Raw genomic sequence first — 13,484 nt, 5'->3', positions numbered from 1 at the left:
CAGCAGATCCGCTCAAAGACTCACGAACCGCCCACTCAGAGGCCGCTCGAAGGTGTACTTCGCCGTCTTGTAGCGCGCCACCTGCAGTGCCACCTCCACGGTGGCGTTGGGCCGCCCGGCGGCAGTGATGTCGAGGTACTGCCCGCAGACGATCTCCGTGCGCATCACGTCGATGAGCGGGAGAACGGCGGCCAGCTGCGCCGGTTGCAGACCAGCGGTGTGCGGGAGTTCGTCCGACCAGACCAGGGCCAGATCTCCGGCGAGGATCGCGGTACCGATTCCCACCCGCCCCGGCGTGGGCCCATCGGCTGCCTCGTGGCGAAGTGCCATGGCCCGGTGCACACTCGGGCGGCCGCGGCGCATGTCACTGTCGTCCATGACATCGTCGTGGATGAGCGCGAAGGCATGGAACAGCTCCAGGGCGGCAGCTGTTTTCAGCACCGGCGCGGGCACGTCCCGCTTCGGCTGTGCGGCCTGCCAGCCCAGGACACTCAGGACTGGACGCAGCCGCTTTCCCCCGCATGCCACTCCCGCACCCCGAGCAGTTCCTCACCGGCGGCCGGTAACGAGCCGCCGTGCGGCCGCATCGGCTCGATCTCCAAAGCATGGTCACCGATTTTGAACTGGATCTCCGTATCGACCTCGACGAGCTTCCGGTCCTCGGCGATGATCTCCTCGTACCGCGCCCGGGAAACGCTCCCGACCTTCGTGCTCGTGGGCATAGCGCCCACCACCCCTCAGCACGGGACGCCGACACTCCCTCCGCCGGCGACAAGCCTCGGCCTCCTCCGCAGCATCCTGCTGAAGGGAGATCAGAGCAACCACCGGCCACAGCTTTTACCTTCTGCAGGCCAAGGAGGGGCTCTGACGGATCCTCAATCACTCAGGCCGCGAAGGCGCTTCTCGCAGGCCCGCAAGGCGGCCGATGCGAGCTGGAGAAAGTCCTCGGGCAGCTCGCGCTCCATGCGCTCGGCGGCGTGCCGGTAGGTGATGAGCACGGTGACCAGCACCGCGGCGTCACGCGCAGCGGCCAGTACAAGGTCGTCCGGCGCCGAGAACCCACCCCGCCGAACGGCGCGACAACACCCCGTACTACCTGGCGCAGGCGGCCTGACCTCCTGCCCGGCTGACGGCCGTGCCGTTGGTCAGGCAGGACGTCGGTTCCCGAGAATCTATCCACGGTTCGAGTCATAGCCCCACCGAGCCCGGCCGTCTTTGCCCTTGAAACATTTGGCGGGCCGTCCGTCTTCTGCGGTGCCGAGAGCGCCGACGGGGGAGCAGGCGTATCCGAACTGGACACCCGTCTGGCCGCCAGAGCTGCTCCCGCCGCTTGTCCCGCCACCGCCGGAGTCGTCGCCGCTGCCTTCCGCGGGCGGCGCAGTGACGGTCACCTCCACTGTCTTCGTCGCGGTGACCGTGGGCGCGGGCTTCACCTCCGCCTTCGCCGTCACGGTGACGGTCGGGCCAGGGCTGGCCGCCACGGGTTTCGCATCGTCGGTCGTGGTGCCGTCGCTGCTGCCTCCGGCGACGAGGCCGAGGACGACGCCGAGGTAGATGCCGAGAACGAACGCGATGCCGAGTGCGGGCAGGACGTACCTCTTGCGCGCCCATGTCGGGGTCAGTCGCGGCGGCTGCGGTCTGGGCGGCCACATGTACGGGTTGGTCATCTCGTCCCCCGGTGGGCGGATATGGAGGGGATGACGGTACTGCCGGGGAGATGATGTGTCCGCTACCTGGGGAAGCAGTGACCTTCCTGTGATGGCCTGTCGCACTCGTCCGGCTACTCGGCTGTCTCCGGCTCGGGATGCCGTATGGCCTTGGAGGAGGACTACGACATGAAGCAAGTCGGCGACGGCTGAAAATTGACCAGTAGCGAAGCTTGAAAGTAACGTCCCGCACTCAGCCGTCACGGGGTCAGTCGCCCCTCTGGTCACCCCTTCCACACTGGGCAGGTTGAAAGACAGGTTCTGACCGCGGTGAGCTCGTTGCCGTGAGGCGCCAGGACCTCCCCCGTGGCCTGCAGCCGCACCCGCACCGGTCTGTCCGGCATCGACACATACGCCAGAGGCGTCCACACGGGAAGGAAAATCGCGATGAGCACCGCTGCGAATCGGTTACGGGCGTGCTCGGCCACCGCGTACCGCGTGGCCGTGAACAGCAGCATCACCTGCTCCCTCATGCCGCTTCCCTCCCGTGCGCCTGGAGACGACCGCCGTCCAGGCGCCACAACTCGTCCAAGGGCGCGGTGTCGTAGGCGAGATGAGAGACCACGAGAACTGAACGCCCCCGCTCGCGCAACCGGGATGCAAGCTCCCAGAACCGCAGGTAGGTGTCCCAGTCGAAGCCCTGATAGGGCTCATCCAGCAGCAGCACCTGCGGGTCGTGCATCAACGCCAGCGTCACGTTGAGCTTCTGCCGCGTCCCTCCGCTGAGGACGCCGGCCCGCTCGTCCAGGTATTCGGCGAATCCGAGCACGTCCATGACCTCCCTCGCAAAGCTGAGGCTGTCGAGACGGAACGCCGCCCGGAAGAAGGGACTGCTGCACCTGTCGGTGACCGATCCCATGGGCCACGACATCGACGCCGCGCTGGCCGCCACGGTCCTCGTGGGCGCCCTGCGCGGTGCCCGCCGTGCCGGAGCCGACCTGGCCGAGCAGGCCCACCTGGCCGACCAGGCCCTGGCCGACCACGGCCGGGGCCACGCCACCGGGCAGTTGCTGCGCATCGACCTTCACACCGGGCAGGCCCGGCTCGTCAACGCCGGTCACCCCTGGCCCCTGCGACTGCGCGGGGGGACTGCGGAGGTGCTCACCTGTGAGGTGGACCACCCCTTCGGTCTGTCCGTACGCGTGCCGCATCCCTACCGCGTGCAGGAAGTCGACCTCCGCCCTTGCGACCGCCTGCTCATGATGACCGACGGCATGCTCGAACGTCACGGGGAGAAGGTCGACCTGCTCGCCCTGCTGGAGCAGACCCGGGGCCTGCACCCGCGGGAGACCGCGCTGACGCTGACGTCCGCGGTCCTGAAGGCCGCCGGCGGCCGTCTCGAAGACGATGCGACCGCGATGTGCCTGGACTGGCACGGCCCCCAGCAGACCCAGCGGCACGTCAGCTCCGGCGCGGACACGCAGCAAGCCTCGGCCGGCCGCAGGAGGCGAGAGCCGTGACCGACGCCCGAGAGCCGGCACGCCGGTGCCGGTCCGTTCGGCTCGGCGACTGGTGCGCCGGGTGACGTGGCGGATACATCGGCAGCCTGCCGGCTGTCGAAACCGCTCCGACCGGGGTGTGCAGGTCACGCTGGTCGAGCTCAAGGACATCCAGCTGCCCGGCACCATGAAGCGCGCCATGGCCCGCCGGGCCGAGGCCGAGCGGAAGAAGCGGGCGAAGATCATCAACGCGGAGGGCGAGTCGCTGGCCGCAGCCGCGCTTGGTGACGCCTCGGACACCATGATGGCCCACCCCCTGGCGCTTCAACCGCGCAATCTGCAGCGCCTGGTGGAGATCGGTGTCGACCAGAACACCACCGTCGTCTTCCCGGCCCCCCTCATGAGCACGATCGGCGAGCTCGGCTCCTTCCTCGCCCGGGAAACCGCGGCAGCCGCGCCCGACACCGCGGCGTGACCCGACTGCCACCATCACTGCATCCCGCGGTGATGGGGCGGGCGAGCGGTCCGTGCCACCGGGACGGCCTCGTGGCCGATGCCTGTCGCGCGCGTCCTGCGTGCATCGGCTGATGATGGGAGTACGGCCGAACACGCGGAGCTGATCATGGCGGGTTGGCGGGTCAGGGACTACGCCCAAGACGATCTCGAGGCGGTGGTCCGCGTCGACATGGAGAGCGGCACGACCGAGGAGCCGCCGCTCTTCCCGCTCTCGGACGCCGTGACGGCTCTCCAGGCCCGCCACCCGGCTGTGGTGGCCACGGCCGACGACGTGCTGATCGGCGCCGCGGTGAGCACGGTGGAGGGTGAGCGGGCATGGATTCTGCGCATCTGCATGGCGCCCGGCTGGCGGCAGCGCGGGCTGGGCAGTGCTCTGGTCACAGCCCTTGAGCAACGGCTCTTCGCTGACGGCGTCCGGGCGGTGCACGCGGTCCTGCCCGAGGGAGAGACCGGTGCCACCGCTCTGCGCAACTGTGACTTCGGCGCCCGCTCGGGCCTGGTCTTTTTTCAGAAGCAGGGGCCGGTGACCCCGCAGTCCGTCGGCATGCTCTCCTCGCTCGGGGCCGAGTTGCCACCCGGGGGGTTGTGGGAGAAGGTCGCGGGCATGCAGAACGAGAAGCGGCTCATCGAGCGGCGCCTGGTCCTGCCGCTGGCCCATCCCGAACTGGCCGCCCAGCACGGAGTGGAACTGCCACGGGCGGTGATGCTGTTCGGCCCGCCCGGGACAGGCAAGAGCACGTTCGCGCACGCGATCGCCAGCCGTCTGGGATGGCCCTTCCTCGAACTGTTCCCCGCCCGTCTGGCCGCCGAGTACGGCCTGGCGACCGGGCTGAACCGGCGCTTCGACGAGATCGCCGGGCTGGACCACGTCCTCGTCTTCATCGACGAGGTCGAGGAGGTCGCCGGCGAACGTGGCGGCGCGGACGCGACTGCGGTCGGCGTCGTGAACGAGCTGCTCAAGGCGATCATCCGGTTCCGAAGGCAGGACGGGCGGCTCCTCGTCTGCGCCACGAACAACGTGACCACGCTCGACTCCGCGTTCCTGCGGCACGGCCGCTTCGACTACGTGCTGCCGATCGGCCCTCCCGACCACACCGCCAGGACCGCGCTGTGGGAGAGCTACCTGGCCCGAGCGGGGGCGCGGGCCGACAGCGCGGTACTCGCGTCCGCCAGCGAGGGGTTCACCCCCGCCGACATCGCCCACGCGGCGCGCACCGTCTCGCAGGCCCAGTTCGAGCGCACCTTCGATACCGGAACCCGGACCACCCCCACCACCGACGACTATCTGGACACGATCGGCGACACCAGGCCCACGGTCAGCGCCGCCATGGCCCAGGAATTCGCCCAGCAGACGGACAAGTTCGCCCGCATCTAGGGGGTGTTTCGAAAGTCCCGCACAGCACCCACGGCGCCCGGCACGCACTCTCGCCGCACCGGCCGAAACCCCAAGTACACCCAGTACGAGGGCTTTCGTCCGGCACGCCGAGAGCACGCACCGGACACCGCGGGCACCGCACAGGACTTTCGAAACACCCCCTAGCGTCCGGGCCGACGGGGAGTCGATCCGCGATGGATGTGTCAGGCCGGCAGAGACGGCGTGTCGCCGCCCGTGTCGATGAGGATCTGCCTGGCCTCGGTGACGTTGTCCACCCGTACGGCCCGGGCCATGGCGCCGCGTGCCGCGTCGGGCGACGTGTCCGGAGGGACCAGCAACAGAGAGAAAAGGTCCCCTTCGCCTCGGGTGATGAGGACGGTGTCGTCACCGACCGGGAAGGAATCGATGTGCACGACTCCGCCGTCCACCATCACCCGGGTCGGCAGTCCGTCCCAGGCACTGCCGTCCAGACCGACACGGGTGATGGGCCCGAGATGCTCGGTCAACGCGGACCGACGCACCAGCCGCGGCCTGGGGGCTCTGGGGAGTCGGCTACACCGCCACCGCCCTGGTGCACGCGTTCGCCGACGCCTTCGGCGGCACCCCCAGCGGCACACCGACGGCCACCAGCTGACCACCGCCTCCGCGAACTCCAGGAGGACTCGTTCTTCCCACGGACCACGCCTCCCCGTCCCCGACGCCACCGGTGCCGCCGAGGCAAAGCCGCCGTTGTGTTGCTGCCGGCCCTCCTCGCGCGCACCGTCGACATATGGGTGCCCCAACCCGAAGGGCCACTGATGCACGCCTCCCACCACTCTGACCGGCGTCCAGGCGGCCCGGATCCTGACCGCCCTCGCCGGTCCGTGACGCATCCCTCGACCTTGGGAGGGTGCCACTACCCGCCCTGCGAAGGAGAAGTGACCGTGCACGACCATCACACGGAACACCAAGGCCATGAGGGTCACGCCAGCCCCTCCGAGCCCCGGTACGCCCGTGCTCCCAAGGGATGCAGTACCGCGGTGCTGGACGTACGGGGTCTCAACTGGGCCTCCCAGCAGAGCGCTGTCACCGCCGTCCTGGGGCGACGGCCCGGCGTGCTCGATGTCGAGGCAAACCCGGTGGCGCAGACGGCGACGGTGGTCTTCGACCCAAGGCGCACGTCCCTGGCGGAGCTGCGCGACCGGGTGCAGGAGTGCGGCCTGCACTGCGCGGGTCAGTCCGTCCCGGCCCATGTCTGCGATCCGATGGCCGAGCCGGATCCGCCCGCCCCGACCGCAACGGCACCGAGCGCACCGCCGCCGGGCGTGCACGCGGGCCACGCGACCGCGCGGCCCGAGACGACAGCCGCGCCTCACGTCCACGAACCGGCCGCGCCCGCGGACCACGCCGCCCACGAGCACGAGGAAGCGACGCCCTCGCCCCACGAGGTGATGGGCCACGGCGGGCACGGCGCCATGTCGATGGCGGCCATGGTGGCCGACATGCGCAACCGCTTCCTGGTCGCGGCGGTGTTCTCGATCCCCATCGTGATCTGGTCGCCGATCGGCGAGGACGTCTTCCACCTGGACGTGCCCGTCCCGTTCGGGCTGCGCGAGGACGTGTGGGCGCTGCTGCTGAGCCTTCCGGTGATCTTCTACTCGTGCGTGATCTTCTTCGACGGTGCGCTACGGGCCCTGCGGGCCCGCACCCTGGACATGATGGTGCTGGTGGCGGTCGCCGTGGGCTCCGGCTGGCTGTACTCCCTGATCGTCACGCTCACCGGCGGCGGAGACGTCTTCTACGAGGCGGCCACCGTGCTGACCTCCTTCGTCCTGCTCGGCCACTGGTTCGAGATGCGTGCCCGCGGCGGCGCCAACGACGCCATCCGCGCCCTCCTCGACCTGGCCCCGCCCAAGGCGCTCGTGCTGCGCGACGGCGAGCCGGTCGAGGTGCCCACCGCCGAGGTGGTCGTCGGCGACCTGCTGCTGGTCCGCCCCGGCGCGAAGATCGCCGTCGACGGCGTGGTCGAGGAGGGCAGCAGCGAGGTCGACGAGTCGATGGTCACGGGCGAGAGTCTGCCCGTGCACAAGGAGCCGGGCTCGCAGGTCGTGGGTGCCACCATCAACGCCAACGGCACGCTGCGCGTGCGGGCGACGAAGGTCGGCACGGACACCGCCCTGGCCCAGATCGTCAAGCTGGTCCAGCAGGCCCAGAACTCCAAGGCCCCGGGACAGCGGCTCGCGGACCGGGCGGCGTTCTGGCTGGTCCTCGTCGCGCTGATCGGCGGGGCCGCGACGCTGGCCGTCTGGCTGCTGGCCACCGACCGCTCCCTCGGTGCCGCCATGCTGTTCGCCATCACGGTCGTGGTCATCACCTGCCCGGACGCGCTCGGGCTGGCCACGCCCACCGCGATCATGGTGGGCACCGGTCTGGGCGCCAAGCGCGGCGTGCTGTTCAAGAATGCCATGGGGCTGGAGACCTCCGCCCGCATCCAGACCGTCGTCATGGACAAGACCGGCACGCTCACCCAGGGCGAGCCGGAAGTCACCGACGTGGTCACCGCTCGCGGCTTCCACGAAGGCGAGCTGCTGCGCCTGGTCGCGGCGGTGGAGCGGGAGTCCGAACACCCGCTCGCCGAAGCCGTCGTACGCCATGCGGAGGCGACACAGCGCGTGACGGAACTCGCGGCGGGCTTCGAGAGCGTCCCCGGTCACGGAGCCATCGCCACCGTGTCCGGCCACCGGATCGTGGTCGGCAACCGCCGTCTGGCCGAACGTGAGAACGTCGACCTGACGGAACTAGCGGCGAAGCGGGAGGAGTTGGCCGCCACCGGCCGTACGGTCGTGATCGCCGCCGTCGACGGGCGAGCTGCCGGCCTGATCGGCATCGCCGACGCACCCCGGGAGACCTCCGCCACCGCCGTGGCCGAGCTGCACGCCCTCGGCGTCGAAGTGGTCATGCTCACCGGCGACAACCGGGCTACCGCCGAGCGGATCGCCGAGCAGCTGGGCATCGACACGGTGATCGCCGAGGTCCTGCCGGGCGACAAGGCCGCCAAGGTCGCCGAACTCCAGGCCACCGGCCGCACGGTCGCCATGGTCGGCGACGGCGTCAACGACGCCCCGGCCCTGGCCCGGGCCGACCTCGGCATCGCCATCGGCGCGGGCACCGACGTCGCCATCGAGACCGCCGACCTGGTCCTGATGCACTCCGACCCGCTGGACGTGCCCACCGCCCTGCGCATCGGCCGCGGCACCCTGCGCAAGATGCGCCAGAACCTGGGCTGGGCCATCGGCTACAACGCCCTCGCTCTGCCGATCGCCGCCGGGGTGTTCGAACCCGCCTTCGGCCTGGTCCTCCGGCCCGAGATCGCCGCCCTGTCCATGTCCGGCTCCAGCGTCATTGTGGCCGTGAACGCACTCGCGCTGAAACGCCTGCGCCTGCCGATCGCTCTTCCCGGCCCCGTTCCCGCCCCGCCGGCACCAGCCGCCGGCAGCGCCGACGAGCCCGTCCGCCGAGCCGCCTGACCCGCGCAGCGAACGCTCGACGGCCCTTCCCTGCCGATCCCAACTCCCGCGAGAGCGCAGGTGTCCCAGCCGCGGACGCGGGCATGGGGCCGCTGATGAAGCTTCTCCTATGGGGCTGCGTAGTGCAGCGAAAGGGAGCGACGGCATGCGGCGGCTGGGGACCTCGTGGCAGAGATCATGGACCGCCCGTGGCGGTGGCAGCGGCCGGCGACGGTGCGGGTGATCGCTGAACAGCCTCACCGCCGAGCAGCGGGCACAGCTCGGGGAGAAGGAAGCCGAGGCCGACCGGGCCGCCGGCACCAGCGACAGCTCGGCCACGTACAACGGCCCCGCCGGCGGACGCGCCCGCCCCGCCATCGAGTTCGCCTACGCCCAGCTCGGCAAGCCGTACGAGTGGGGGTCGACCGGACCGGACTCCTACGACTACATGCCTTTCTACGCGGCCACCCGCCCCTGATCTCGGACCCGAACGGCCGGAATCGGCACCGACGCACGACGCCGAAGCACCCGCGCCTGCGTGTCCCAGGTGCTTCACAGCCCGAAAGCGCCGCCTTCGATGAGGATGAGCAGGCCGAGGGCGATCAGGACCAGCGGCAGCAGGATGTGCCCCCACCGAGCGAGGGCTTTGGCAACGAGGGGGCGGGTCGCGAAGAAGCGGCCGGCGAAAACCGAAAGTCGGTGCACAAAGCCACGCCGCTTCGTTCGCAGCGATCAGCCGCGTTCCGGGCCTACCCGCCCTGTGCCGGCCGGCGGACCGGCCGGCACGCGAGACGGCCGGCGTTCACGCCTGGTAGGCCACCAGCGCCATCATCCCGGCCTCGCCGTGATACGCGTTGTGGCAGTGGAGCATCCACTGGCCGGGGTTGTCCGCGTCGAACTCCACCGACAGCGTCTTCTTCGGAAGCACGATGGCGGTGTCCTTGCGCGGGCCGCCACCTGCGAGCTGGTAGGTGTGGCCGTGCAGATGCATCGGATGCCACATCTCCGTCGTGTTGACGAAGTCCAGCCGGACCCGCCGGCCCTCCTCGACGAGGACGGGGTTCGCGGACGGGTCGTCCATGTCGAACGCCCTGCCGTTGATGGCCCAGTTGTATGTGTCCATGCCGCCGGTCAGCTCGATGCGGTGCACCCGGTCCGCCTTCTTCGACGCGAGCCGGACGTCGTCCGCCGCCTTCAGTTGGGAGGCGGTCAGGATCCTGCCGTTCAGTTCCTTCGGCCGGACGGACGGCTGCGGCGCGCTGCCGGATCCGGTACGGACCAGGGCCATACCGCCGGTGTCCTTGCCCTCTGCCTCGGCGACCAGCGGGAAGACGCCGTCGCCGAGGGTCACCAGGATGTCGTAGCGCTCGCCCATGCCGATCAGCAGGGCGTCGACCTGCTGGTGCTCGACCGGGAAGCCGTCGGTGTGGGTGATCGTCAGCTTGTGGCCGCCGAGCGCCACCCGGTACGCGGTGTCGCCGCCCGCGTTGATGATCCGCAGCCGTACACGCTTGCCGGGCTCGCCCCGGTAGACGTCCGGGTCCGCGGGGACGCGTCCGTTGACCAGGTGGTACGCGTACTTCACATCACCGGCGTCGCCGCCGAGCAGCTCGCTCTCGGCGCCCATCAGCATGAACCTCATGGACATCCCGCCGGACGAGGACGAGGCGGACGGAGAGGCGGAACCGTCGCCCATGTCCATCCCCTCCATGTCCCCCATGTCATGGCCACCGTGGCCGCTGCCGGATCCGGAGCCGTCCCCCATGTCCATGGCGCCCATGCCCTGCCTCAGCTCGGCGAGAACCTCGTCGGGCGTGCCGGTGACACCGTCGACCCAGTCGTCCAGGACGACGACCCACTCGTCGTCGTACGACAGCGGCTCCTTCGGGTCCTCGACGATCAGCGGCGCGTACAGGCCCCGGTCGAGCTGAACACCGACATGGGGATGGAAGAAGTAGGTGCCGGGGGCGTCGGTGAGGAAGCGGTAGGTGAAGGTGGAGCCCGCCCGCACCGCCTGCTGGGTGACCGGGGGCACGCCGTCCATGTCGCTGCGCAGGGAGAGGCCGTGCCAGTGGATGGACGTGGTGGTCCTGTTCGGCAGCTGGTTGGAGAGTTCGGCGGCCAGCGTGTCGCCGACGGACAGCCGGATCTCCTTGCCCGGGGTCCGGCCGCTGAAGGCCCAGCTCTTGGCCATGACACCACCGCCCAGGTCGAGCGTGGCGGGCGCGGCGGTCAGGGTCACGTTACGCACGTTGCCGGTGCTGGGGCGCTTCTTCTCTGCGGCAGCGACCGCCGAGCCGGAGGGGCTGACCAGGGAAGGCGTACTGCCTGAGCCGGCGCTGCAGGCGGCGAGCGCGCCCGTGCCCGCGACGCCGAGGCCGGCCAGCAGGACGGAGCGGCGGTTGATGCTGTTCATATCGATTGACCTCAAATCTCTCTGTACGCATGGGACGACACGTGCGGAGACGGCTCCTCGGCATGAGAAAGCGGCGAGGAGGCCGTTGGGCACGGCCTAGATGCGCAACTGAGAGAGAGCGGACAGATCCGGGGGCGCCCGGCCCACCGCCCCGGCCGGCACCGCACCAAGGGCGGCGGGGCCGTAAGCGTCGAGGCCCCACGGCACCGTCGAGGCCGCAGGCGGCACGAGGGTGAACTCGCCGACGCTCGCCGGCGCGCAGTGCTGCATGGCCATGCCGACACATGCCGCGCCCTCGGTGCCGTCCGCCGCGGGTCCGGCGAGCGCAGCGGCCGCCTGCTCCGCGGCCCCCTGCTCCGCGGCCGCGTCTCGGTGCGTGTGCCCGGGCATCTCCATGGCCCGCAGTGCGGGATTGCCTGCCATCACCATGCCCCCGGGCATCACGTGCACGGCGGACGACGGCGACGAGGCCATGGGCGCTGCCGTCGCCTCATGGTGAATCAGTACGGCCAGCGCGGCGAACAGGGCGATGGCGGCAGCACGGGTCCAGCGGACGGCGCCACGGGGGTCGCGAGTCCGCGAGGCGAGGGCTGCCGGGACTGCCGTCACTGCACCTGGGGCTTCCTGTCGAGAGGACTGCCGGATCAATATACCCCACGGGGGTAAACGGGAGATGAGGTCGGCTGCGCGAACGTTCTACGAACATCTTTAGTGGAAAAGCGGCAGGGCCCGCCGCCCTCCGGCACCGATCCGAAGGAGGCGACCGATGATGGCAACGCCACCGCCGCCGCGCTCTCCCGGCACACCGGCTACGACGCCGACATCACCCGCGCGACCCTCACCGCGTGCGCCACCGCCTGCAGAGCCTGCGCCGACGAATGCTCCGCGCACGCAGACCAGCACGAGCACTGCCGCCTGTGCGCCGAAGCCTGCCGCTCCTGCGAACAGGCGTGCAACGACCTCGTCCAGGCCCTCGGCCGACCAGCGCGGCCACACCCCACAAGGCAGGGCCGCCGGTACGCCGATCCGGCGGCCCTTACACACCTCGGCGGGCCGCCGCACCATCGGCCCGCCTGGCGGCGAGCGTCGGCTCAGTGCACGTGCGGTCCGCCGGTCAACTGCGGCTTGCCGCGCGGTACGAGCCCCAGGGCCACCGCGGCACTGACGGCCCCCGCCACTGCGCACACGGTGAAAGCGTCGGTGAAGCCGCCCACCGCGCCGCGCTCGAAGCCGGATGCCGCGACGGTGGAGACGACCGCCACGCCGATCGAACCGCCCACCTCGTGGAAGGTGTTGACGACTCCGGAGGCCAGCCCCGCCTCTCGATGCTCGACCATGGCGAGCGCGGTGGTGGTGGCGGTGACGAAGACCGCGCCGACCCCCAGGGAGGCGACCACGAAGCCCGGCAGCAGGCCGCCGTACACGCTGCCGGTACCCGACAGTCGGGTGAGGGGCACGGTTCCGGCAGCCGCGATCACCATGCCCCCGACGGCCGTGGCGCGGCTGCCGATCCGGCCGACGAGGCGGGACCCCAGGTGCGCGCCGATGCCGGTGGCGACAGCCACCGGCAGGAAGACCAGGCCGGTCTTCAACGGACTGAAGCCTCGCAGGTGCTGGAGGTAGACGGACCCGAGGAAGAAGAAGGCGATCAGCAGGGCCGTCGCCATCAGCATCAGGAACGCCCCGGCCAGCACAGGCCGCCGGGTGAACATCCGCAGGTCCATCAGCGGGGCCCGGCTCGTCCGCTCGGCGACGGCGAACAGGACGTACGCCACCACCGCGCCGGCCAGCGGCACCAGCGTGGCGGGATCCACCCATCCCGAGCCCCCCGCCTCGACCAGCCCGTAGATCAGCGCGCCCGTGCCTCCGGTGACCAGCAGTGCGCCGGGCACGTCGAGCCGGGCGGGCTGCGGTCCCCGGGCCGCCACATACACGGGGACGGCGGTCAGGACCAGGAGGCCGACGGGCACGTTGACGTAGAAGACCCACTGCCAGCCCGGCCCGTCGGTCAGCACCCCGCCGACCAGGACACCGGCCGCGGCACCGGACCCGCCGATCGCGGCCCACACGCCGAGGGCCTTGTTGCGCTCCGCACCGTGGAAGGTCGTGGTGACGATCGACAGCGCGGACGGCGACAACAAGGCGGCGCCGATGCCCTGGGCGATGCGTCCGCCGAGCAGGACCGGAGCGTTCTCAGCCAGTCCGGCGACGAGGGATGCGACGGTGAAGACAGCGAGTCCGACGAGCAGGGTGCGGCGCGCACCGAGGGCGTCGGCGAGGCGGCCTCCGAGCAGCATCAGACCGCCGAAGCAGAGGGTGTACGCGGTGACGACCCAGGTCAGCGTCTCACGGTCGAGGTCCAGGTCGGCGGCCATGTCGGGCAGGGCGACGTTCACCACGGTGACGTCCAGGATCAGCATGAACTGGGCCAGGCAGACCAGCGCGAGGGCGGCCCAGCGGCGCGGGTCGGGAGGCGACGGGGCGGCGTGTTCCGGCGTGTGCGGAGTACCGGCAGTGGAGTGGGTCATGGCAGCTCCTTGAGGCCAG

12 protein-coding genes and 4 pseudogenes are annotated in these 13,484 nt (G+C 70.7%); 5 read left to right on the top strand and 11 right to left on the bottom strand.

Annotated features, from left to right (window positions below):
• Positions 1 to 36 precede the first annotated feature (36 nt).
• From E4N62_RS09975 to E4N62_RS09955, 6 genes and pseudogenes are all read right to left on the bottom strand, one after another.
• A pseudogene (locus tag E4N62_RS09975) lies at positions 37 to 528 on the bottom strand (polyprenyl synthetase family protein); the annotation flags it as partial.
• Positions 492 to 722 (bottom strand): hypothetical protein, encoded by a 231-nt coding sequence (locus tag E4N62_RS09970; RefSeq protein WP_230213570.1) that lies wholly within the window; start codon positions 720 to 722, stop codon positions 492 to 494. The pseudogene E4N62_RS09975 and the gene E4N62_RS09970, both read right to left, overlap by 37 nt.
• A gap of 153 nt (positions 723 to 875) precedes the next feature.
• On the bottom strand, positions 876 to 1,010 hold the full coding sequence (locus E4N62_RS47900; protein ID WP_268269150.1) for a hypothetical protein: 135 nt from the start codon (positions 1,008 to 1,010) through the stop codon (positions 876 to 878).
• Positions 1,011 to 1,172: 162 nt separating this feature from the next.
• Entirely contained in the window at positions 1,173 to 1,667 is a 495-nt protein-coding gene (locus E4N62_RS09965; RefSeq protein ID WP_230213569.1) for a hypothetical protein, read from the bottom strand.
• Between the two features lie 263 nt (positions 1,668 to 1,930).
• Entirely contained in the window at positions 1,931 to 2,179 is a 249-nt protein-coding gene (locus E4N62_RS09960; RefSeq protein ID WP_230213568.1) for a hypothetical protein, read from the bottom strand.
• The gene (locus tag E4N62_RS09955; RefSeq protein ID WP_374116962.1) at positions 2,176 to 2,481 is read right to left on the bottom strand and encodes an ATP-binding cassette domain-containing protein; all 306 of its coding nucleotides are present in this window, start codon (positions 2,479 to 2,481) and stop codon (positions 2,176 to 2,178) included. Before E4N62_RS09955 ends, E4N62_RS09960 begins: the two co-directional genes overlap by 4 nt.
• A 58-nt stretch (positions 2,482 to 2,539) precedes the next feature.
• On the opposite strand from E4N62_RS09955, the pseudogene E4N62_RS09950 reads away from it, so the two are divergent.
• From E4N62_RS09950 to E4N62_RS09940, 3 genes and pseudogenes are all read left to right on the top strand, one after another.
• A pseudogene (locus E4N62_RS09950) lies at positions 2,540 to 3,166 on the top strand (PP2C family protein-serine/threonine phosphatase); the annotation flags it as partial.
• Positions 3,167 to 3,284: 118 nt separating this feature from the next.
• The gene (locus E4N62_RS09945) at positions 3,285 to 3,620 is read left to right on the top strand and encodes a hypothetical protein (protein ID WP_230213567.1); all 336 of its coding nucleotides are present in this window, start codon (positions 3,285 to 3,287) and stop codon (positions 3,618 to 3,620) included.
• A 147-nt stretch (positions 3,621 to 3,767) separates the two neighbouring features.
• Complete coding sequence (locus E4N62_RS09940) at positions 3,768 to 5,036, top strand: ATP-binding protein (protein WP_230213566.1); 1,269 nt, start codon at positions 3,768 to 3,770, stop codon at positions 5,034 to 5,036.
• 203 nt (positions 5,037 to 5,239) lie between these two features.
• On the opposite strand, the pseudogene E4N62_RS09935 reads toward E4N62_RS09940, so the two are convergent.
• Positions 5,240 to 5,599 (bottom strand): annotated as a pseudogene (locus E4N62_RS09935) (DUF5994 family protein); the annotation flags it as partial.
• A gap of 360 nt (positions 5,600 to 5,959) precedes the next feature.
• Between E4N62_RS09935 and E4N62_RS09930 the strand changes: the two are divergent.
• Complete coding sequence (locus tag E4N62_RS09930; RefSeq protein ID WP_230213565.1) at positions 5,960 to 8,542, top strand: cation-translocating P-type ATPase; 2,583 nt, start codon at positions 5,960 to 5,962, stop codon at positions 8,540 to 8,542.
• Positions 8,543 to 9,073: 531 nt separating this feature from the next.
• On the opposite strand, the gene E4N62_RS09925 is transcribed toward E4N62_RS09930, so the two are convergent.
• The 3 genes from E4N62_RS09925 to E4N62_RS09915 all read right to left on the bottom strand — a co-directional run bounded on the left by E4N62_RS09925 (position 9,074) and on the right by E4N62_RS09915 (position 11,546).
• Positions 9,074 to 9,226 carry a hypothetical protein gene (locus E4N62_RS09925; RefSeq protein ID WP_374116961.1) on the bottom strand — a complete coding sequence of 51 codons (153 nt, stop codon included), beginning with the start codon at positions 9,224 to 9,226 and terminating at the stop codon, positions 9,074 to 9,076.
• Between the two features lie 97 nt (positions 9,227 to 9,323).
• Complete coding sequence (locus E4N62_RS09920) at positions 9,324 to 10,937, bottom strand: multicopper oxidase family protein (RefSeq protein WP_230213564.1); 1,614 nt, start codon at positions 10,935 to 10,937, stop codon at positions 9,324 to 9,326.
• Between the two features lie 96 nt (positions 10,938 to 11,033).
• Positions 11,034 to 11,546, bottom strand: coding sequence for a hypothetical protein (locus tag E4N62_RS09915; RefSeq protein WP_230213563.1), 513 nt, complete (start codon positions 11,544 to 11,546; stop codon positions 11,034 to 11,036).
• 147 nt (positions 11,547 to 11,693) lie between these two features.
• Here E4N62_RS09915 and E4N62_RS09910 point away from each other — a divergent pair.
• Positions 11,694 to 11,915, top strand: a pseudogene (locus tag E4N62_RS09910) (four-helix bundle copper-binding protein); the annotation flags it as partial.
• Positions 11,916 to 12,028: 113 nt separating this feature from the next.
• Here the strand turns inward: E4N62_RS09910 and E4N62_RS09905 are convergent.
• Positions 12,029 to 13,465: an MFS transporter gene (locus E4N62_RS09905; RefSeq protein ID WP_230213562.1), complete on the bottom strand. Its 1,437-nt coding sequence runs from the start codon at positions 13,463 to 13,465 to the stop codon at positions 12,029 to 12,031.
• Between the last annotated feature and the right edge of the window lie 19 nt (positions 13,466 to 13,484).

It is taken from the genome of Streptomyces sp. MNU76 (assembly GCF_020982545.1).
GTDB lineage: Bacteria > Actinomycetota > Actinomycetes > Streptomycetales > Streptomycetaceae > Streptomyces.
This window is presented reverse-complemented; position numbering and strand designations above follow the sequence as displayed.